Origin of the sequence: uncultured Dubosiella sp., from assembly GCF_964018005.1 — a bacterium.
GTDB classification, from domain to species: Bacteria; Bacillota_I; Bacilli_A; order Erysipelotrichales; family Erysipelotrichaceae; genus Dubosiella; species Dubosiella muris.
This window is the reverse complement of record NZ_CAXHOA010000011.1, coordinates 77,335-98,375: the sequence shown is the minus strand read 5'-3', so window position 1 is coordinate 98,375 and position 21,041 is coordinate 77,335. Positions and strand designations below refer to the sequence as shown.

23 protein-coding genes are annotated in these 21,041 nt (G+C 52.6%); 14 read left to right on the top strand and 9 right to left on the bottom strand.

Features of this window, described 5'->3' with window-relative positions; genetic code table 11:
* Window positions 1–72 precede the first annotated feature (72 nt).
* Window positions 73–366, top strand: coding sequence for a hypothetical protein (locus tag ABNS49_RS08940; protein ID WP_135979849.1), 294 nt, complete (start codon window positions 73–75; stop codon window positions 364–366).
* A gap of 45 nt (window positions 367–411) precedes the next feature.
* Here ABNS49_RS08940 and ABNS49_RS08935 read toward each other — a convergent pair whose 3' ends face one another.
* A complete protein-coding gene (locus ABNS49_RS08935; protein WP_135979848.1) occupies window positions 412–1,440 on the bottom strand; it encodes a hypothetical protein in 1,029 nt (342 codons plus the stop codon).
* Window positions 1,441–1,525: 85 nt separating this feature from the next.
* On the opposite strand from ABNS49_RS08935, the gene ABNS49_RS08930 reads away from it, so the two are divergent.
* The gene (locus tag ABNS49_RS08930) at window positions 1,526–2,245 is read left to right on the top strand and encodes an SDR family oxidoreductase (protein ID WP_289183792.1); all 720 of its coding nucleotides are present in this window, start codon (window positions 1,526–1,528) and stop codon (window positions 2,243–2,245) included.
* Between the two features lie 13 nt (window positions 2,246–2,258).
* Here ABNS49_RS08930 and ABNS49_RS08925 read toward each other — a convergent pair whose 3' ends face one another.
* Complete coding sequence (locus ABNS49_RS08925; protein ID WP_135979846.1) at window positions 2,259–2,771, bottom strand: hypothetical protein; 513 nt, start codon at window positions 2,769–2,771, stop codon at window positions 2,259–2,261.
* A 226-nt stretch (window positions 2,772–2,997) separates the two neighbouring features.
* On the opposite strand from ABNS49_RS08925, the gene nrdD reads away from it, so the two are divergent.
* The 7 genes from nrdD (at window position 2,998) to pcp (ending at window position 9,323) form a co-directional block, all read left to right on the top strand.
* Entirely contained in the window at window positions 2,998–5,172 is a 2,175-nt protein-coding gene (gene nrdD, locus ABNS49_RS08920) for an anaerobic ribonucleoside-triphosphate reductase (RefSeq protein ID WP_289197369.1), read from the top strand.
* Between the two features lies 1 nt (window position 5,173).
* Window positions 5,174–5,419 (top strand): DUF1653 domain-containing protein, encoded by a 246-nt coding sequence (locus ABNS49_RS08915; RefSeq protein ID WP_135979844.1) that lies wholly within the window; start codon window positions 5,174–5,176, stop codon window positions 5,417–5,419.
* Window positions 5,420–5,476: 57 nt separating this feature from the next.
* Entirely contained in the window at window positions 5,477–5,998 is a 522-nt protein-coding gene (gene nrdG / locus ABNS49_RS08910) for an anaerobic ribonucleoside-triphosphate reductase activating protein (protein ID WP_305084891.1), read from the top strand.
* Window positions 5,999–6,190: 192 nt separating this feature from the next.
* Window positions 6,191–6,883 (top strand): hypothetical protein, encoded by a 693-nt coding sequence (locus ABNS49_RS08905; protein WP_305084890.1) that lies wholly within the window; start codon window positions 6,191–6,193, stop codon window positions 6,881–6,883.
* Between the two features lie 131 nt (window positions 6,884–7,014).
* Window positions 7,015–7,713, top strand: coding sequence for a DUF969 domain-containing protein (locus ABNS49_RS08900; protein WP_135979841.1), 699 nt, complete (start codon window positions 7,015–7,017; stop codon window positions 7,711–7,713).
* Window positions 7,710–8,663, top strand: coding sequence for a DUF979 domain-containing protein (locus ABNS49_RS08895; RefSeq protein WP_289183787.1), 954 nt, complete (start codon window positions 7,710–7,712; stop codon window positions 8,661–8,663). The genes ABNS49_RS08900 and ABNS49_RS08895 overlap by 4 nt, the downstream gene beginning before the upstream one ends.
* A 15-nt stretch (window positions 8,664–8,678) precedes the next feature.
* Window positions 8,679–9,323: a pyroglutamyl-peptidase I gene (gene pcp, locus ABNS49_RS08890; RefSeq protein ID WP_305084889.1), complete on the top strand. Its 645-nt coding sequence runs from the start codon at window positions 8,679–8,681 to the stop codon at window positions 9,321–9,323.
* Window positions 9,324–9,362: 39 nt separating this feature from the next.
* Here the strand turns inward: pcp and ABNS49_RS08885 are convergent, their stop codons facing one another.
* From ABNS49_RS08885 to ABNS49_RS08865, 5 genes are all read right to left on the bottom strand, one after another.
* Window positions 9,363–10,325 carry a helix-turn-helix domain-containing protein gene (locus ABNS49_RS08885; RefSeq protein ID WP_290155358.1) on the bottom strand — a complete coding sequence of 321 codons (963 nt, stop codon included), beginning with the start codon at window positions 10,323–10,325 and terminating at the stop codon, window positions 9,363–9,365.
* A 316-nt stretch (window positions 10,326–10,641) separates the two neighbouring features.
* Complete coding sequence (locus tag ABNS49_RS08880) at window positions 10,642–11,895, bottom strand: ATP-binding protein (RefSeq protein WP_305084888.1); 1,254 nt, start codon at window positions 11,893–11,895, stop codon at window positions 10,642–10,644.
* 130 nt (window positions 11,896–12,025) lie between these two features.
* Window positions 12,026–12,517, bottom strand: a complete 492-nt coding sequence (locus tag ABNS49_RS08875) for a hypothetical protein (protein ID WP_305084887.1) — start codon at window positions 12,515–12,517, stop codon at window positions 12,026–12,028.
* A 230-nt stretch (window positions 12,518–12,747) separates the two neighbouring features.
* A complete protein-coding gene (locus ABNS49_RS08870) occupies window positions 12,748–15,330 on the bottom strand; it encodes a heavy metal translocating P-type ATPase (protein WP_305084886.1) in 2,583 nt (860 codons plus the stop codon).
* Window positions 15,331–15,340: 10 nt separating this feature from the next.
* Complete coding sequence (locus ABNS49_RS08865; RefSeq protein WP_135979835.1) at window positions 15,341–15,637, bottom strand: metal-sensing transcriptional repressor; 297 nt, start codon at window positions 15,635–15,637, stop codon at window positions 15,341–15,343.
* Between the two features lie 106 nt (window positions 15,638–15,743).
* Between ABNS49_RS08865 and ABNS49_RS08860 the strand changes: the two genes are divergently transcribed.
* A complete protein-coding gene (locus ABNS49_RS08860; protein ID WP_289197494.1) occupies window positions 15,744–16,118 on the top strand; it encodes a hypothetical protein in 375 nt (124 codons plus the stop codon).
* The gene (locus ABNS49_RS08855) at window positions 16,115–16,720 is read left to right on the top strand and encodes a hypothetical protein (RefSeq protein WP_289197493.1); all 606 of its coding nucleotides are present in this window, start codon (window positions 16,115–16,117) and stop codon (window positions 16,718–16,720) included. The genes ABNS49_RS08860 and ABNS49_RS08855 overlap by 4 nt, the downstream gene beginning before the upstream one ends.
* Before the next feature lie 11 nt (window positions 16,721–16,731).
* Here ABNS49_RS08855 and ABNS49_RS08850 read toward each other — a convergent pair whose 3' ends face one another.
* Both ABNS49_RS08850 and ABNS49_RS08845 read right to left on the bottom strand, forming a co-directional pair.
* Window positions 16,732–17,775, bottom strand: a complete 1,044-nt coding sequence (locus tag ABNS49_RS08850) for a hypothetical protein (RefSeq protein ID WP_135979832.1) — start codon at window positions 17,773–17,775, stop codon at window positions 16,732–16,734.
* Between the two features lie 66 nt (window positions 17,776–17,841).
* Window positions 17,842–19,248: a helix-turn-helix transcriptional regulator gene (locus ABNS49_RS08845; RefSeq protein WP_305084885.1), complete on the bottom strand. Its 1,407-nt coding sequence runs from the start codon at window positions 19,246–19,248 to the stop codon at window positions 17,842–17,844.
* A gap of 243 nt (window positions 19,249–19,491) precedes the next feature.
* Here ABNS49_RS08845 and ABNS49_RS08840 point away from each other — a divergent pair, with 243 nt between their 5' ends.
* The 3 genes from ABNS49_RS08840 (at window position 19,492) to ABNS49_RS08830 (ending at window position 21,038) form a co-directional block, all read left to right on the top strand.
* Entirely contained in the window at window positions 19,492–19,677 is a 186-nt protein-coding gene (locus ABNS49_RS08840; RefSeq protein WP_305084884.1) for a hypothetical protein, read from the top strand.
* Window positions 19,674–20,420: a 2,3-diphosphoglycerate-dependent phosphoglycerate mutase gene (gene gpmA / locus ABNS49_RS08835; protein WP_305084883.1), complete on the top strand. Its 747-nt coding sequence runs from the start codon at window positions 19,674–19,676 to the stop codon at window positions 20,418–20,420. The genes ABNS49_RS08840 and gpmA overlap by 4 nt, the downstream gene beginning before the upstream one ends.
* A 153-nt stretch (window positions 20,421–20,573) precedes the next feature.
* On the top strand, window positions 20,574–21,038 hold the full coding sequence (locus ABNS49_RS08830; protein ID WP_290148459.1) for a DUF2087 domain-containing protein: 465 nt from the start codon (window positions 20,574–20,576) through the stop codon (window positions 21,036–21,038).
* Window positions 21,039–21,041 lie beyond the last annotated feature (3 nt).

Genomic DNA, 21,041 nt, shown 5'->3' with positions numbered 1-21,041 from the left:
TCGACTTTGTCAATCATCCGGCGACCATTTTCGACGGGATTCTTTTATAATGAGGAAAACGAGGTGAAAAGTATGACAAAAGAATACCGCATCGTCGTGGAGGAAGACGGCATCAAAATCGAGCTTCTTCAAGGCGATCAAACCATGGACTACAAAAAATGGCCGATTTATTCGACTGGCGCCGACGACGCCGACCCAAACGATCTGGCCAACTATATGATTCCGTTTGAAATCATTCCTCAAATGCAAATGCTGGACAAAACCGGCTTCGCGTTCGCCGGAATCAATTCGCCATTCGACACGATGGAGCCTTCCGACGAAAGCGTCGTCGACACCGACGGCATGAACGACGAGCAACATCAATAAGGACACAAAAAAGACAGGTTCGCAAAAGTGATCCTGCCTTTCCTTTTATTCTCCTGTTTCGTCCGCCGCGATCTCGCCGCTGTACAGCTTGTTCAAATACGCCTGGTCCTCTTTGTCTTTTTGGATTCGCGCCTTGATCGCGTTCTCGTACGTCACAGCCGCGGCCTTGGCCGCCTCGAGTTCCTCGATCGGCTTTTCCTCGTCGAGCGCCGTTTGCAGGGCGGAGCGGTATTTGGCAAACTCGTCGCATTCGCTCTGGTAGGCGTCCTGCGGGCAGGCGTGCTTCGTCAAGTACGCTTTCATTTCCTCCCGGACATCAAGCAGATGCGTGATCCGGTACAAGTCGATCGTGTCCACCAGGCTCAAATAGCCGTAGTCGTTGAAGTCGGCCGCGTACGTGAAAAACGACATCACATACACCCCGCCCTCGATGGGCGCCAGAAAAGTTTCCCCGATCAAGTCGGCGGAAAGGTCGCCCTTTTCCTTTTTCGTGAGCGTGTAGGCGTAGGTGGCCATCTGGCTTGGCCGGCCGTTGACTTCGTAATCTTCGGTCAGCACGTTCGAAACCGCCCCGTCGCTGCCAAGCTGCCCGGGAATGTAGCGCGACAAAAACGCCTCGGCGTCGGCGCACGACGCGTTGTCGACATGGGACACGATCAAAACCGGGATCGGCTGTCCTTTCACGGGATAATAGCGGATTTCCCCCTCTTTTTTCACAGGTCGCAAATGCGGATCGACCATGTAGCTCATGTCCTGAAAATTGTCCACCTTCGTGCCGGACACGTGAGTGTATTCCTTGAGCAGCGAGGGAATGTCTTTCTCGCCAGGTTTGAACGCCACATAGCTGGCGGCCATCAGCGCCAGGGCGCACAACGGAACGCCGATGAGCGCGTTCCGGTTATAATGATGCTGCCGGAGCAGCGCGCGGACGGTAGGCGCTAAAAAAAAGCTGACCACCAATCCGAATAGACCAGCCACGAGCAGATTATCGTAAAACAAATAGATCGAGCCTAGGAAAAAGGCGAGGCTCGCGATCCATAAAATTCGTGCTGTTTGCCGTTTTCGTTTTGCCATCGTGATTCTCCTCTATCCAAATCATATCATCTCCGTCAAGAAAACGTCCATCGTGTGCTATGATTTCAAAAAAGGAGAATGGAATATGCGCTTTAAAAACAAACATGTCGTCATTACCGGCGGCGCCTCGGGCATCGGAAAGCGGCTGCGCGAACGCTTCGAGGCGGAAGGCGCCCGCGTGGCGATCATCGACATTTTACCGAACGATTTTTTTCAAGGAAGCGTCTCGGATCAAGCCACGCTGGAGCGGTTCGCGAAAAAAGTCATCGACACGTTCGAAACCGTCGACGTGCTCGTCAACAACGCCATCCCCGTCATGCAAGGCATCGACGAATGCGGATACGCGGCGTTTTCCCACGCTATGGCCGTTGGCGTCATCGCCCCGTTTTACTTGTCGAAGCTGCTGCGGCCCGCGTTTGCCGAGCACGCCTCGATTTTAAACATCACCTCCACCAGACAGGATCAGTCGATGCCGCAAACGGAAAGCTACGCCGCGGCCAAAGGCGGACTGGCGGCGCTCACGCACGCCATGGCGATGTCCCTGGCGCCGGCCGTTCGCGTCAACGCGATCGCGCCTGGCTGGATCAACAGCCACGCCCAGGAATGGAGCGAGGCGGACGAAAAACAACAGCCGCTTGGCCGTATTGGAACGGTCGACGACGTCGCGGATCTCGCTTTGTTTTTGGCAAGCGACCAGGCCGCGTTCATCACCGCGCAAAACATCGTCGTGGATGGCGGCATGAGCCGTCAAATGATTTACCATGGCGAGCATGGCTGGACATACACGCCGGAAAACGAGCAGTAAAAAAAGCGAAGCGTCAATGCACACTTCGCTTTTTTGCGGAATCAAGATGCTGGTCCATATAGGCTTTGAGCATCGTCAAAAAGTCTGCCAGGTCATGGTATTCCTGCACGTCGATTTCTTCGTCCGCCGAAATCAGCGCCAGGCCGATCGTTTCATACATTTGATATAGCGCGCACGCCGCCAGCGACACCTTTCCGTGGCGGCCATACAATAAATTATCCGCTTTCACAAAGAGCTGGAACGTATACGGCACCGTTTGCCGAAACGTTTCGACCGAATTGTTTTGCACGAACGCGGCGATTTCGTCGGGGGAGAAATCATAATCCAAATAGTCGCGCAGAAACTGGCTTTCGCTCAATTCGATCCGGTCGTCGGAAACCGTCAAATACATGACATACATCATCAATTCGGTTTGTAGCAGAGCTTTCAGGGGGTTTTGGAGCGTTACGGTTTTTTGGAGCGTTTTTTCGACTTCTTCGCATAATTCATATACGCATTCGATCGTTTGTTTGAGTTCTTGATCCATATTCATATTATCCTCTCTTCCCATCTAAACCAAAATCCTCATTCCATACTTTGTCACATCCACCATAAGAAATCAACCCCTATCCCCCTTCCTTTTCGGGCATGCCAAACAAAGCGAAAAGTCAACTCTTTTCTTTCCGTTTTTTGTGTGTTACGATGGGCAGGCAAAATAGTTGAACGTTCAACTATTTATTTCCAAGGGATAACCGATCAAAGGAGAACATACGATGAAAGTGATCAAACGAAGTGGAGAAGAAGTTGTTTTTGACATCTCGAAAATAGAAAACGCCATTCGGAAGGCCAGCAACGCGACCCCGAACATGCAAATGCACGAACTCGAAGTACAAGCCATCGCGCACATTGTCGCCGAAAAATGCGAGGATTTTTCCCGCAGTCCAAGCGTTGAGGAAATCCAGGACCTCGTCGAAAACGAAATCATGCGTCACGGCTATTTCGCAGTCGCGCACAATTATATCACATATCGGTACGAGCGGGCGCTCGTTCGGAAGGCAAATTCCACCGACCAGCAAATCATGTCGCTGCTTGAGCGCAACAACGAGGAGGTCAAGCAGGAAAACTCCAACAAAAACCCGCTTGTCAACAGCGTCCAGCGCGACTACATGGCCGGCGAGGTGTCCAAGGACATCACGAAGCGGTTCCTGCTGCCGCCCGAAATCATGGAAGCCCACGACAAGGGAATCATTCACTTCCACGATTCGGACTACTTCGCCCAGCACATGCACAACTGCTGCCTCGTCAATTTGGAGGACATGCTCCAAAACGGCACCGTCATCTCGGAAACGATGATCGAAAAGCCGCACAGCTTCTCGACCGCCTGCAACGTGGCGACGCAAATCATCGCCCAGGTGGCCAGTTCCCAGTACGGCGGCCAAAGCATCACCCTGTCCCACTTGGCGCCATTCGTGCAAGTGTCGCGCGACAAGGCGCGCCGGGAAGTGCGCGAGGAGCTCGACGCGATGGGCATGGAGTACACCGAGGAAAAAGCCAATGAAATGGCGGAAATGCGCGTACGTCGCGAAATCGAAAAAGGCGTGCAGACCATCCAGTACCAGGTTATCACGCTCATGACGACCAACGGCCAGGCGCCGTTTGTGACCGTGTTCATGTACTTGAACGAGGTCGAGGACCCGACGACGCGTCACGACCTGGCGCTGATCATCGAGGAAATGCTGCGTCAGCGTATGCAGGGCGTCAAAAACGAAAAAGGCATTTATATCACGCCGGCGTTCCCGAAGCTCATTTACGTTTTGGAGGAAAACAACATCCACGAAAACAGCCCGTACTACTATTTGACCGAGCTGGCCGCGCGCTGCACAGCCAAACGCATGGTGCCGGACTACATTTCCGAAAAAATGATGCTTTCGCTCAAAATCGACAAAGCCGGCGAAGGAAACTGCTACCCGTGCATGGGCTGCCGCTCCTTCCTGACGACGTATCGCGACGAAAACAACAAGCCGAAATACTACGGCCGTTTCAACCAGGGTGTCGTCACGCTCAACCTTGTGGATGTGGCTTGCTCTTCGAAAGGCAACGTGGAGGCGTTCTGGAAAATCATGGACGAACGTCTGGATTTGTGCTACCGGGCGCTCATGTGCCGCCACAACCGGCTGCTGGGCACGCCAAGCGACGTCGCGCCGATTCTTTGGCAGGACGGCGCCCTGGCCCGTTTGAAAAAAGGCGAAACGATCGACAAGCTGCTCTTTGGCGGCTACTCGACGATTTCGCTAGGCTACGCGGGTCTTTGCGAGTGCGTGACGTACATGACCGGCCATCCGCACACCGAAGAGCCGGGCACATCCTTCGGTCTGGAAGTCATGCAGTATTTGAACGACGCCTGCGCCAAGTGGAAAGCCCAGACGAACATCGACTTCTCGCTGTATGGAACGCCGATGGAATCGACGACGTATAAGTTCGCGAAAAAGCTCCAGGACCGCTTCGGCATCATTCCGGGCGTCACGGATCGCAACTACATTACGAACAGCTACCACGTGCATGTCACCGAGGAAATCAACGCGTTCGATAAGCTGACGTTCGAGTCGCAGTTCCAGAAGCTTTCCCCGGGCGGCGCCATTTCCTATGTGGAAGTGCCGAACATGGAAAACAACATCCCGGCCGTTCTGGCACTGATGCGGCACATTTACGATCACATCATGTACGCCGAGCTGAACACGAAGAGCGACTATTGCCAGGCGTGCGGCTACACCGGCGAGATTCAAATCGTGGAGGACGAAAACCACAAGCTGGTTTGGGAATGCCCGAACTGCCACAACCACGACCAGGAAACGATGAACGTGGCGCGCCGGACATGCGGCTACATCGGCACGCAGTTCTGGAACCAGGGACGGACGCAGGAAATCAAAGAACGCGTCATGCATTTGTAAGATGGAACGCGTCCTTGAATGCGGCGCGCTGTACCGCCACTTTAAAGGCGGCTTGTACCGGGCGTTGTTTCTGGCCCGTCGCGCCGAAGACGAAACCGTCGTGGTCGTGTACGAGCCGCAATACGCCAAAGGGACGTACTGGACGCGCGCGCTGGATGAGTTTTTGTCCGAAGTCGACCATCAAAAATATCCCGATGCCGGCCAGCGGTACCGGTTTGAGAAAATCGAAAACGAAACAGAACAATAATTTTCACAGGAGAGGAACGATCTGTTTTCTTCTCCTTTTTCAATGAGAGGTAACAACATGAACTATGGAAATATCAAGAAAAACGACATCGCCAACGGCGAAGGCGTCCGGGTCTCGCTGTTCGTGTCGGGCTGCACGAACCACTGTTTTCACTGCTTCCAGCCGGAAACGTGGGACTTCGACTATGGCCAGCCGTTTACCGCAACCACGCAGGAGGAAATCCTGCAAGCGCTCGAGCCTTCCTACATCCAGGGCCTGACGCTGCTGGGCGGCGATCCGTTCGAGCTGTCCAACCAGGCCGAGCTTGTCAAGCTGCTGCGCGCCGTCAAAGCCCGCTATCCTGAAAAAAACATTTGGTCTTATACCGGATTCCTGCTCGACCAGGACTTGCTGGAGGGCGGCCGGCGCCACGGCCCCTGCACGGACGAAATGCTTTCGTACCTCGACGTGCTCATCGACGGGCCGTTCGTGGAAGAAAAGAAGAATATTTCGCTTAAATTTCGCGGTAGCGAAAATCAGCGCGTCATCGACGTGAAAAAATCCTTGCGCGAACAGGAAGTCATTTTATACCTTGAATAGAAAGGACGTTCACATATTGTGGACGTTTTTTTATGACATTTCTTCGACATTGCGAATTGTCTTTTATTTATGCATACTTTCTCCTTCGATCCCGCTATTTCCAATCGTTTTGTTCTCGATTTGTAAACAATTTTGACAAACCCGATTTTTTCCGGTATAGTCAGTCGCGGAAATAACACAAGGAGGATTTTTATGCTAACGAAACTTTTCGCCCTCGCGTACGTCGGAACCTCAATCTTGACCGCGACGCCGAACGTCTTGTTTTCCCAAGAAGCAAGTCCCGTCTTTGAACAAGCCAATTTACGATTCGAACGCTACTTTTTCGAAGAAGCCGACGAACCTGCCTATATCATCCGCGACACGAAAGGAAAAGCGGTACCGGAAGCCGAGGCGCTCAACCAGATCGCGCTCGACCAGTATACCGAGGTGACCTTGACCGGTCAAAACGGTTACGACTTCTGGAAAATCGAAGTCGACGGCAAGGAATATTTTATCGACCACGACGACTTGACGACCGATCCAAAAGAAATCGACGCCCTGCTCGCCCAAAAAAAGCAGGAGGAAGAGGAAGCCAGCCGCTGGAAAGGACCGGTTTTAAGCGCGAGCGCCGGAACGAACCAGGGACCAAGCGGCAAGGAAACATATTATAATTTACCAATGGAAGGTGTCGTGGCGACGATGCGCGCCATGGGCAACAACGACGAGTACTGGGTCCGCGAAGATGGCGTAAAAATGCTGGGCGACTACGTCATGGTGGCCGCCCACCTGGGCCTACGGCCGCGCGGCTCGATTGTCGAAACGTCCCTTGGCAAAGGCATCGTGTGCGACACGGGTGGTTTCGCCCACGGCAATCCGACCCAGCTCGACATCGCGACGGCATGGTAATCTGAAAAAATCCGCAACCCGCGGATCTTTTTTTATTTCCCTATCCTTTCTTTTTTGACAAAAATAAAGTAGTAATCAAAGAGCAGTTTCGGTATAGTAAAAGAGTATAAAATAAAGAAAGAGGTATAACGATGGAATGGCTTAATTTAATCGGGATCGTCATCGTCATTGTCGGCTTCGCCCGGAAATGGAATTCGATCCTTGTCATCCTGCTGGCGGCCGGCGCGACCGGCCTTGTCAGCGGCATTTCGCCAGTCGCTTTGCTGGAAACGATTGGCACCACGTTTGTCGCCAACCGCAACATGGCGATTTTCATTCTCGTCATGCTTGTGACCGGCACGCTGGAGCGCAACGGCTTGCGCGAGGCGGCCGCGGGCGTCATTGGCAAGTTCAAAGGCGCGACCAGCGGCATGGTCATTGGCATTTACGGCGTCATGCGCGCGATCTTCGCGGCGTTCAACGTCGGCTTTGGAGGCGTCGCCGGCTTTGTAAGACCGGTCATCATGCCGATGGCCGAGGGCGCGATCACGTCCAAAGGCCACAAGCCGCACGAAGAGCATATGGAAGAGCTCAAAGGCATGGCATCGGGCATGGAAAACATCACATGGTTTTTTGGCCAGGTGCTGTTTGTGGGCGGCTCGGGCGCGCTGCTCGTGCAAGGCACGCTGCAAGGCCTTGGCATCCACGTCGAGCTTATCGACCTGGCGCTCGTGGAAATCCCGGTGTGCGTCATCGCGACGGCGCTCGCGATCGTATACTACTATTTCAAGGACCGGCGCATGCTGAAGAAATACTATAAAGACGAGCTTGGCGAGGAGGGACTGCGATGAGTTTCTTTTTCGATCCGCAAATCGCCACCAGCGCGAAAGTGATGGAGATCATTTATATTTTCATGGGCGGCATGTGCGTGTACACGGCGTTCAAAAACTTGAAGGACAAGGAAAATCCCGCGCAAGTCGGTACGTTCATTTTCTGGTTTCTGCTCGGCATCGTGCTGGCGCTGGGCCAATGGCTGCCGCCACTGGCTTCGGGCGTGCTTGTCGTGCTCATGTGTTTGCCGGCCGTCTTTAAAAAAGTGGCGAAAGGACAAGTCGCCGTTCCGTCCGACGACGAGACGCGCGGCAACTTTGAGAAGATCGGCATGAAGATTTTCATCCCGACGTTGTGCATTGGCGTGTTCGCCATCGTATGCGCCATCAACGGACTGGGTGTCGGCTTGTCGGCGCTCAACGGCGTCGCGATCGGCGTCGTGCTGGCGATGATTATTTTGATGCTCCAAAACAAGACGAACACGTTCAAGGTGTTTTTGTCCGACTCGGAGCGAATGCTTTCGACGGTCGGGCCGCTTTCGATGCTGCCGATGCTGCTGGCGTGCCTTGGCGCCGTCTTCACGCAGGCGGGCGTCGGCGAAGTCATCGCCCAGGTCGTCGGCACGATCATTCCGGAAGGCAACGTGACGATTGGCATCATCGTGTACGCCATCGGTATGATGCTCTTTACGATGATCATGGGCAACGCATTCGCGGCCATCACCGTCATGACGGTGGGCATCGGCTATCCGTTCGTGCTCGCGTACGGCGCCAACCCGACGGTTATCGGCATGCTCGCCTTGACGTGCGGCTACTGCGGCACGTTGTGCACGCCGATGGCGGCCAACTTCAACACGGTGCCTGTCGCCTTGCTTAACATGAAAAAACAATTTGGCGTCATTCAAAACCAGGTTTTGATCGCGGCCATTATGATCGTCATTCAAATTATCATGATGATCGCGATGCAGTAAAAGGAGGACCTTATCATGAAACTGCTCATTACCGGATTCGACCCGTTTGGCAGCGAATCCATCAACCCGGCCTACGAGGCGGTGAAGCTTTTGCCCGATTCGATTCGGGGTCTGGATCTGATCAAGCTCGAAGTGCCAACCGTGTTCGGCCAGGCGGGCGAAACGCTCAAACAGGCGATGGACATCCATCAGCCCGACTACGTGCTGTGCATCGGCCAGGCGGGTGGGCGCAGCGCCGTGACGCCGGAAAAAGTCGCCATCAACTTGATGGACGGCCGCATTCCGGACAACGCGGGCTACCAGCCATTTGACACGCCGGTGCGCGAGGATGGTCCGGCCGCGTACTTTTCCTCGCTGCCAGTCAAGGCGATGGTGCAAGCCATTCGCGAGGCAGGCATTCCTTCGTTTTTGTCGTATACGGCGGGCACATACGTGTGCAACTACTTGATGTACGAGCTGTTGTATTTGATCGACCACTATTACCCAAACACGAAGGGCGGCTTCATCCACGTGCCGTTTATGACGAGCCAAGTCGTGAACAAGCCAAACGGCACCCCGTCCATGGATTTGAAAACGATTGCCAGCGCGCTGGAAAAAGCGATCGAGGCGATTGCGGAAAACGAAACCGACATTCAGGCCAACATGGGCGAAACCCACTAAACAAAGCGACGGAAGACTCCACGTTCTTCCGTCGTTTTCTTATTCCGCTTTTTTGGCTTTCAGCACACCGATCACGGCCGCGTACAGCACGCCGCCCACGGCGAACACCAGCCAGGTTTCGTCCCAGCGCTCGGTCGAAAAGCTCCATGCCAAATAGATCGCGGTCACCAGGCACCAGTACACGCCGGGCACATAGCCATACCGGCGGTTGAACCGCTTTTCCTTTTTTGTGTATTCCCCTTCCTGCAACAGCATGTCGACAGCCTCCCGCATCGTTCCATCGTAAATGAGGATGCCGGCGCCGATGGCGACGACAAGCAGCAGCACGCCAACGCTGACCGCCATGTTCCGGCCATTGTCGGGATCGAGAAACAAGCTGACGAATAACGGCAAAACCGAGAGGACGCATAAGCAAATGCCGAGCGTCGTGCGTTTGGCGTGGCCGAGCTCGTCGTCGTTTTTCAACTGTCGAAGCATGCGGGCGGTGCGCTCGCTCAGGCGCACGTCCTCTTTTTCGATCCACTCAAACTTTGCGCCTTGCGTGCTTGTGTAAATCAACACCCCGACGCCGATGGCGACCAAAACGAGCAACACGATCATGCCCAGGCCGCCGAACCGGTCTTCCTGCGGCGTCCCTTCCCACAGGCCGCCAAGCACGATGAGCGTGATGGGCGAGCAAATGCACAGCCCGATGGCGAACGGAAGCGTTTTTTGTTCCTTTCTCTTATAGGCCAAAAACCGTTCCACTTCCTCGTCGCCCAGCCAGCGGCCGGCTTGCGTATCGACCTGGCTTTGGTCGCCTTCTTTTAACAAATAGTCGGTCGACACGTGGAACAGCTCGCTCATTTGCACGATGCGTTCCAAATCGGGTGTCGACGCGTTCAGCTCCCACTTGGATACCGATTGTCTGGACACATCCAGCTTTTCGGCCAGCTCCTCTTGCGAATAGCCGTTTCGCTTTCTTAGTTCTATAATTTTTTCTCCGGTCGTCAATGCGATCACCTAACTTTCTATGCCTGTATTTTGCCGGATTTTTGGCAAAAAGAAAAGCGCGTGCGCTTGGAAGGCGCGCACGTGCCGGTTGCTTCTTAAGAAAACCTTTCAAATTTGTTCGTTTTTTTCTTTATTTTATCGGATTATCATAGGATCATGAAAAACAAAGTGAAAAATCTTCTCAAACCCGACTGGTTCATTGACGTATACATGAAAATGAAGCGGCGGCAATGGAGCCGCTACCATGAGCATATGCGTGACGTACTGATGTCCTGATCCGGTCAAAAAAAAACCGGATGGCCTGCGCCATTCGGCTTTTTGCGTCTTAAAACTCCAAACTGTTGACATGGAGGAGAAAATATTTCATTCCCATTATGATAAAGCCCTCTTCGTTTCGCCAAGGTTTCTTGCTGCCATTGACAATGACAATTTTTTTAAATGAGTCGGGAATATTGCGCAACGAACGAAATTCCTGATTTTGTTTTTCTTCCGAAGTCATATCGTAAGCCACCTGGACATAGTATCTTTCGCTGCCTCGATTCACCACGAAATCAACCTCCAGCTGTTTGCGAATCCGCTTGCCTGTTTTATCCTGGTCAAAAATTTCAACGATGCCTACATCCACATTATAGCCACGCATCAGCAACTCGTTATACACAATATTTTCCATGATGTGCGTTGGTTCCTGCTGCCGAAAATTCAGGCGGGCATTTCTCAATCCCAAATCGGTATAATAATATTTCAAATTTGCGCCAATGTGCTTTCTTCCTTTAATATCATAGCGGCTCGCTTTGGAAATCAGAAAAGCGTCGATCAAATGATCAATATGCGCAGAGATCGTTTTGTTCGTATAACGCATCTGCCGTTCACTCGCAAAAGTCTTCGCAATTTTAGATGGATTGGTCGGCGCCCCGATGGCCGAGGCAAGCACATCGACAAGAATGCCGATTTCAGCCGCATTCTGAATTTTATTTCGTTCGATCACATCTTTCAAATACACATTTGCAAAGATATTCTTCAAATAATCTGATTTTTGTCTCTCGCTTTGAAAACCTGCGACTTGCGGCAATCCGCCAAAAATCATGTACTCCTGCCAGGCATCCTCATAATCGCCTTCATAGACCGAGAAAAATTCCGCAAAAGAAAGCGGATAGATTCGAATCTCATCTCCCCGGCCGCGAAATTCTGTCACAATATCACTTGAAAGAAACTTTGAATTGCTTCCAGTCACATACACATCTATATTGGCTATACGAAGCAAACTGTTCATCACTTCCTCAAACCGCGGCATGAATTGCACTTCATCCAAAAGTAAATAGTAATTCTCATTATCTTTTATGGTTTCCTTAATATATTTGAAGCACATCTTCGGATCTCTTAGCTCTTCATTTTCAATCCCGTCCAAAGCAATTTCGATAATATGATCCGGCGTCACACCGCTCTCAAGCAAGTACCTTTTAAAAATATTGAACAACAAATAAGATTTTCCACAGCGACGAATGCCGGTAACTATCTTGATCATCCCATTATTTTTCCGCTCAATCAATTGCTTTAAATATGAATCTCTTTTGATTTCCATTCTTTCACTCCTAATTTTTGTGCATTTGCACACTTTTTAGTAATGATATTGTATCGAAAGACAAGTGAAGTCGCAATCCCCATTCCTAAATTCCGTACATTTGCACACTTTTTAGGAATGGGATCCGTGATCATTCCACGAGTAGCGCGAACTGCTGAACGATGTCCGCGTCCAGTTCGGCGCTTGTTTGCCTTCTTTCGACAAGCAAAAGATCGCCGCGATGCGATGCAAGATCCGCGTCTGAAAAATCGGCCGGTGTTTTCGTTTCATCCGGCGCGTACCACACGAGCGAATACGCGGCCTTTGGATCTTGCGTCACCGTCCAAATCGAATTCTCGTCCAACACCACGGGTCTGCCATTTTCCTGCTGACTTTTTAGCAGCGTTTCCAGTTCGGCAAATGACTGGTACGACACCATCTCGCTTTCAAATCCATGGTTCCGGTCGACGCTCGTATAACAGCTGTCCAGCACGACCGGTTCTCCATCCACGATCACTTCGAGCGGCCCAAGTTGTTCCTGAACGGTTTTCACCCGATCCGCTTCGACTTGCTTCCAGATTCCAAACCCCAAAATGCCGGCTAAAAGGACGGCACCAGGTCCCATCCATTTTTTCCATCCCATCTTTTCCCCTCCTGTTTTTCTTTGATTATACTAAAAACATTCCCCTTCATAAAAAAACAAGAGCAATATCTATCTTTTACTTCTTCTTTGGAATTTAAATTCTTTTTACACTTTTTCGGACCTAAAAGTCATCCTTTTCTACATTTTTTCGGACCTCAGGCTTTTTTTCTTATTCACAGCGCCTTTCCACAAAAAAAATGGAAGGCTGATTTTCCTTCCATTTCTATCGCTTAAAGAATTTCCTTTGGCTCGTAGCCCGCTTCCTTGACGGCGTTCATAAGCGTGTCGTCCAGGATCGGCGCATCCATTGTGATGACAGCCTCTTTTTTATCCAGGTCGACGACGGCGCTTTGTACCCCGGCGATCTTTTCCAACGCCTCCTCAACGTGTTTTTTGCAGTGATTGCACGACATTCCATCCACGATCATGACTTTTTTCATTTTCTTTTCCTCCTTTGGATTTGATTCGATTGGATCCACTTCGACGTGGATCTTCGCTTTGGCGCTCTCTTTTTGTTCCTCGACACTCTCGTATGGCGGCTTGAAAAACCGCAGGCGCAACGCGTTGAGCACGACGCACACGGAGCTGAGCGACATCGCGGCGCTGCCAATCATTGGCGACAGCAGCAAGCCCCACAGCGGGTAAAATATGCCAGCCGCCACCGGAATGCCGAGCACGTTGTAGAAAAACGCCCAAAACAAGTTCATCTTGATGTTTTTCACGACTTTTTCCGACAACGCGTACGCCGTGTTGACATCCATCAAGTTGTTTTTCATCAACACGATGTCCGCGGAATCAATCGCGATATCGGTTCCGGCGCCAATCGCGATCCCGATATTGGCGCGGGCGAGCGCCGGCGCGTCGTTGATTCCATCCCCCACCATCGCGACGAATTTTCCCTGGTCCTGAAACCGGCGCACGACATTTTCCTTTTCGGTCGGCAAGACGTCCGCGATGACTTCGTCCACCGCCACTTCCCTAGCGATGGCTTGCGCGGTTTGCGCGTTGTCGCCTGTGAGCATCACGACATGGATGCCATGCTGCTGAAAGAGCCGGATGGCTTGGGCGCTGCTCGCCCGCACGGTATCCGCCACCCCGATGATGCCCAAAACGACCCGGTCCCTGGCGAAAATCAAAGGCGTTTCTCCTTGTTTGGCCAGACGATCGACTTGCGCCAGCGCCTGCTTTGGCAGTGCGAGCCCGCTTTCCGCCATCATTTTCACATTGCCGGCCACGACTGTCGAATCGTCGATCCACGCTTTGAGTCCTTTGCCCGAAAGCGCCTCATACTTGTCAGGCGCCTGAAGCGGCAGCTCTCTCGCTCTGGCTTCCTCGACGATCGCTTTCGCGAGCGGATGCTCGCTTCCAAGCTCCACGCTGCCGGCGAATCGCAAAAACTCGTTTTCCGACAGGCCGGGTTCCATAAGCACGATGTCGTGAATCGACGGATGGCCCGACGTGATCGTTCCTGTCTTGTCCAAAATAATCGTGTCGACGCGCCGCATCGTTTCCAGACTTTCCGCCGACTTGATCAAAATGCCGTTTTCCGCCGCTTTCCCGGTCCCGACCATGATAGCGACCGGCGTCGCCAAACCGAGCGCGCACGGACACGAAATCACCAGCACGCTGATCGCGTTGCTGAGGGCGAATTCAAACGACTGCCCCAGCGCCATCCACACGATCCACGTCAAAAGCGCGATCCCGATCACGACCGGCACGAACACGCCGGACACCTTGTCGGCAAGCCGGGCGATCGGCGCTTTCGAGTTGCCGGCCTCGTCCACGAGCCGGATGATTTGCGCCAGTGTCGTGTCCTCGCCTACTTTTGTCGCCCGGAAACGGAACGATCCGTTGACGTTCATCGTCGCCGACAACACGTTGTCCCCCGGCTCCTTTTCCACCGGCACGCTCTCGCCGGTAATGGCGGCCTGATCGACGAAGCCATGGCCGGATTCCACGACGCCGTCAACCGGGATCCGCTCGCCCGGACGAATGACGACCAAATCCCCCTCCATGACATCTTCGGCGTCGATTTCCACTTGCGCCCCATCCCGGATGACCGTGGCGCTTTTGGGCGCCAGATCGACGAGCTTGCCTAGCGCGTCGCTCGTTTTCGACTTGGAGCGCGCCTCCAAGTACTTGCCCAGCGAAACGAGGGTGACGATCATCGCCGCCGACTCGAAATACATCGAGTGCATCGCGGCGTGAATCATGGCGTGGTCGCCAAAGCCAAAGCCATACGCCATGCGGTACATGGCGTACAAGCCATACAAAAACGCCGCGCTGGCGCCAAGAGCCACGAGCGAGTCCATATTCGGCGCCCGTTTGACAAGCGCCTTCCAGCCATGCGTGAAAAAGCTTCGCTGGAAAAACAAGATGAACATCGTCAAAAGCAGCTGCGTGATGGCGGATACCATCGCCCATTCCATGCCTTGCCAAAACGGCAGTCCCATCATCGGGCCCATGGCGACGACCATCAGCGGAACAAGAAGCGCGATCGACCACCACAAATGGCGTTTGCGTTCTTTTTGCTCGTCCTCCATGCGCCGCGCTCGCGCGTCCCATTGTTCTTTGAGCGTGTTTTTTCCCGCTTTCGTTTCTTGTTTTTGGGGAATCGCGCCATAGCCGATCCGGTCCACGGCCGCGCTGATTTGCGCCACGTCGACTTGGTCGGCGTCGTATTCCACTTTCATGGTGTTTCCGAGCAGCGACACGTCCACCGCGCGCACCCCGGGAAGTTTTTCCACCGCCTTGGTGACGTTGGCCTGGCACGCGGCGCATGTCATGCCCGTCACATCGAATGTCTCTTTCATAGTCTACCTCCTACTTCAGTTTTCGGATCAGTTCCATCACTTCATCCATCGTTTCCGTACGCCCCTCGAGCACGTCGTTTGTCACGCACGAATGAAGATGGTCTTTTAACAGTATATAGCCAAACGATTGCAGAGCCGACTCCAACGCCCCCACCTGGATGAGGATGTCACCGCAGTACCGCCCTTCGTCAATCATTTTTTCAATTCCGTTGAGCTGGCCGATCATCCGATGCAGCCGGTTTTTCAACAGCCTCGTTTCCTGCTCGTCGCGCGGCGTCTGCCGGTAGCGCTTTGTGTCTTCCTTCATCGTTTTGTCCTCCTGTTCCCATAATATACCCTTATGGGGTATAATGCAACTGGAATGTTATTTCCCGTCCCGATTTGCTAAAATAAAAGAAAAAAGGAGTCTTTGTATGAAAAAGGATTACTATACATTGCTGCTGTGGCAAGGCGTGCTCGCCGGCTCGTGCTTCTGGATTCCTGAAATCGGCTGGCTGTTCACGATTGGAGCCGTCGCCTTGATCGTGCTGCTGGAAAGCGCGCTGGCCCAGTATGCCAAATCGAAAAACCTGCAAGTGTTCGGCACGCCGTTCCATACCGACAAATATATGGAGGATGCCAGCTTGCTTGTGCTTCAGCTTTGTTTTACGATCGCGCTGGCCGTCGTGGCTCTCGTGCTGTTGTCCGGCTACACGCTCTGGTCCGTGTTCTGGATCGTGCTGGTCGCCAGCCTTTGTTTCCTGATCGCGTTTTGCCTGTTCTGGCGCGCACGAAAGGACGCCGCATGAAATCGAAGGTCAACGCCCGCACGCTCGGGCAGCTGCTGTTGTCGCTGGCTGGATTGCTCGCCCTCAACTGGATCGACATCCACGCGGTCGAGATCCACTACAACACGTCCATCCACGAGTTCGTCGCGGAATTCGACGTGACCGGCTACGCCGTGCTCAACGTCTTTTTGTGTCTGGTCACGAGCTATTTCCTGTCCCGCCTGTTTTCGTGGTCGAAAAGCACGTGGTCGCTCATGTACGCGTTTTACGTACTTTTGCTTTGCACGTGCGTGCCCAACTTGATCGCGGCCAACTCGGCCGTGTACTTGAGTATGCACTTCACCCGCTCGGCCAAGCTGTTCAACACGATTTTGATGATTAAAAACTCGATCAAGCTTCTTGCCTTCCTGCTTTTGGCCGGCGGCATCTGGATGCGCTACAAAGACCGGCACTCGATGGTGACGACGACGCTTTTGTTGTCGAGCATCGTCATTTCGGGCGTTCTTTACGAGTTTTCCACGTTCGCCTACGCCTGGTATTTTTACCTGGGGCTGTTTGGCCTGGTTCCCATCTTTTATTTGACGATGCGCCAAAACGAGCTGCGCATCCCGAAAGACCGCTAAAAAGCCGGCATCTAGCGCGATGCCGGCTCGTTTTTTGATTCGGGATCTGTTTTTCGGATCCAGCGGTAGTTGTCGATTTCGTCGGTGTTCCAGTGCTTTTCGATGTACGCGTTGTACTTTTCCTTTTCCTGCGCGTAGTCGGCCTTCTTTTGCTGGAGGGCGTCCCAGAACTTGAGCCTGTCCTTGCCGCCCGGCACGAAGTTGAGCGAAAGAATCGAATGGGCTCTGGAAATCATGCCAAACGCCACGCCAAACACGGCGATGCCGCCCGCCGTTCCGGACAGCGCGACCAAGATCTGGCGCGTTTCGCCATAGCCCGAAAACCACGCGGTTTCAAACGAAAGCAGGGACACGATCGAGCAGGCGAAATTCAGCGCCCGGGTGCTTGTCAAAATCGGCGCGTCGATTTTCCGGTAAACGATGTGGCCGAACACGACCATGACCCACTGGTAGATCGTAAAGCCGGCCATCACGTACAGCATGAGTCCTCGGTACGAGTACGACTGGTTTTTCTCGAGCATCATGAACGCGATCCAGCAATACGGCACGAGCAGGACAAGCAGCATGATGCCGGTGAATTTATAACGTTTCAAATCTTCGAGAAACTTTCTGCCCGCGATCTTCTGCCGGCCGTGGTGGCGGTTGACGTAGCTAAGTAAATAAAAGCGAATCACCGTCAGCACGAGATAGTAAAACGAGATCGCCACCAGCCATTCGGAATGATCCACCAGCCCGGTGAACAAATCGAAGCACGCGTAGGCGGTCGTGATGATCATGTTGAAATACAAAGAAACGAAAATCCGGACATTGACGTCGTTGACGAACATCGACGTGTACTTGTGGCGATTGAGAAACACGAACACGCCTCGAATCATTTTCGGGGTCGCGCACGCGAAAATCGTCAAGGAATACATAAAAAATCCCCAGGCGAACGTCATAAGCGTTCGAAAGCGATTGGCCAGCGGCATGAGCACGATCGTGATCAGCGCGCAGGTCAAAACCCACCGCATCGGTGGAAATATGATTTTGCTTCCCCAATGTTTCTTTTTTTCCATCTTTCTTCTGTCCGCTTTCCCTTTTCTTTTTTGTACACAAATCCAAAGAAAAACTCAACGCTTTTTTCACTTTTTCCATTCCTGTGACAAGGCAGGATGGAATTTTCCGTTTTCGGCTTTCTCGACGAGGCCACGCAAAATGTCGAGCGCTTCCTCGTCGTCGTAAAACAAGCGGTCCGGTATGTTTTCGAAATAGTCGCGGAACAAAAACAGCAAGTACGGGTTTTCAACGTTCAAGTAAATGGGGCGCTCCTGGGCGTCGATGATTTGCAAAAAGCCATTCGAGTCCCCGAGAAACCACTGCAATTCGCGGCGAAACGTCGAAATCGGATCTTTGAGCATGCGGTAGCCGTCTTTGCGGTACCGCTCGATCATCCGCTTCACGATGTCGAGGCGCTGGGAAAACGTGAGCGGCGTGGTTTGCGTCAAAAGCGAAATGTCCTCGCGTTCCAGAAATCCGGTCACGGCCGGCAGCGCGAAGATGAACATCGTCTGGGCCGCGCGCAACCGGGTTTGTATGGATTCGATGCGCGCCTGCGCTTCGCCCTCTTCCCGCTCTGGCAGCACGATTTCCCATTCATTTTGGGTCAGCAGCGGAAAGAGCGACATCGCCGAGTGGAACACCATCGCCTGTTTGCCGGCGTTGGCGACAATCGAATAAAAATAATCGAGCTGGTTTTGCACGTTGGAAACCGAAACCATGAACGGATGGACGATTTTCAGCTGGTAGTTGAAATGGTCGGCGAACGTCTTCACGATTTCCTCCTGATTGTGAAACAGGGCGGTTTTGAAACCGGCGTCGATTTGGATCAGCACGTGGTCCGAAACGGCGTAGTACGGAAACGGATCGGTGGACGCGCACCGCTGATCGTAGTAGTAATACGCGTCGTAGCGGGCGAATGACGAGTACATGGGCAAAATGTTTTGCAGCGCGAAAAGGATGTCTTTGGAGGAGAGCTCGAGAATGTGCTCGATGCGCAGCGTCCGATTTTCTTTCATGTAGGAACCAACCAAATGCGGCAGCATGGAAAACGAGGCGGGCATGAACAGCCGGATCGGATCTTTTTCGCTGTCGAAAAACATGTCGAACAACGTCTGGGCGATGGCCATGGAGCCCCGGACGACTTTGGAGGTGGGCGGCAGCTGCGCGAACACCTCGTTTCGTCGCAAGCGCAAGGCGCTTTTGTTTTCGTGAACCGCGTTTAAAAAGTTCGTCACTTCCTTGCGGCGGTCGTACACGTCCTTGCCCCAAAGCGTCATAAAATAGGCGTCCAGCAGCTGTTCGCGGCCAATCGGATCGACCTGGATGTAGTCGGCGATGCGTTGGACAAGTTCCACGGAAGTCGGCTTGCGTTTGCCGTTGAGAATTTGATATAAGCTTTGCGGCGCGATTTGGCAATAGTCCGCCATCTCGTACACGCGAATGGTCCGCCCGGCTGTCAGGCGTCCATACATTTCTGAAAATTCGTGCATCCCGTTCTCCTTTCATAAAAAAGCAGGAAACCTTCCCCACATCGGTTTCCTGCCGGTTAAGGCATTGCTGCCGTTTCGTCGTACCCAAGTACAGTACACTTGTATCATAGCGAAAAACAAGCGGCGGAACAAGTTGTCGCAAGAAATATCGCAAACTTTCGATGAGGCCGCGCGAAGCATTCAAGTATGCGTTTTTTGCGATGTTGTTTACAATGAAAGCAGGAAAACGAAAGGAGAACTCCCATGCAAAAAAACCAAATCTATTTGATCGCTGTCATCGAAGTGATCTTGTTCATCGCTTTCGCCTTCCAAATGGTCACGAATCCTTCCTGGACAAACCTGGCAATTCTTGTCGTCCTGGGCATCGGCTTCGTCCAGTTGAAAGACATGTACGATAAAGCAAAACGAAAAGAGGATAAAAGTTTATGAAGCGGCTTGTGTGCGTCCGCCACGGCGAAAGCGGGTGGAACAAGGAAAACCGCTTTACCGGCTGGAGCGACGTCGACCTCTCCCCAAAAGGCCATGAGGAAGCGAAGCAGGCCGGCCGAACCCTGAAACGCCAAGGCTACGCGTTCGATATCGCCTACACGTCCGTGCTCAAACGGGCGATCCACACGCTTGACCACGTGCTGGACGGACTCGACCAGGTGTATTTGCCCGTCGTCAAAAGCTGGAAGCTCAACGAGCGCCACTATGGCGCGCTGCAAGGCTTGAACAAGGCGGACACAGCCGCCAAGTACGGAGAAAAACAAGTTCTCATATGGCGTCGTTCCTTCGACGTCCTGCCCCCGTTGATGAAAGAGGACGATCCGCACGCGCCGCGCAACGAGGCGATGTACAAAACCGTGCCGGCCGACGAGCTGCCGCTTGGTGAAAGCTTAAAAACGACAATCGAACGCGTCGTACCGTTTTACGAGCAAACGATCAAGCCGCACATCGAAGGCGGGGAAAACGTCCTCGTCGTCGCGCACGGCAACTCGCTGCGCGCCCTGTTGAAGTTTCTCGCCCATATTGACGACGACGCGATCATGGGCGTCAACATCCCGACCGGCATCCCGCTTGTGTTCGAGTTTGACGACGACATGCGCCTCGTCCGCTATTTCTATTTGGCCAGCCAGGAGGAACTGAACGAGAAGATGGCCGCGGTCGCCAACCAGGGGAAAGTAAAATAATTAAAAAGTCGAATTCATTCGTTTGGATTCGATTTTTATTTTTTTCGATTTTAAAAACAAATTCATTTAAATATTCAAAATTAGAAAACAAATTATAGTTTTGTTTGATTTATTCTATTTGAGCGCCTATAATGACCCCAAGGAGGCGATAGTATGAAACCAACAATACACGAAAAATACTTTTCAAAGAAAGATTCAAAAAAACTGCTTCAGATCCCCAAAAAGAGAAAAGATCGTCTTGAAATTCTGGCAGTGATCTGCTCGTTGTTCAAAAAAAACACTTTTTACTCGGAATACGTCGTCAATCAGACGCTACGATCCACTTACGAGGACTTCCCTGCTCTCCGGCGCGCCCTCGTGGATGAGAAATTTTTACTGCGGGATCCATCCGGCCGCCTTTACTGGATCAATCCCGATCAAACGATAAGCCAAAAAAAGCCCACTTCTCAAGAACTTGCCAGCTACTTCGACCGTTTTTTCAATGGACAAAACGCCCGGAAAATTGCGGACCTTGAACAATGCCCTGATTTTTTCAGTCCGCTTTTACAATACTGTATCTCCCATTCCTTGCTTGTATGGAAAGACGGCTCGCTCTGGATTTCCAATTCCAACAACTAAGAC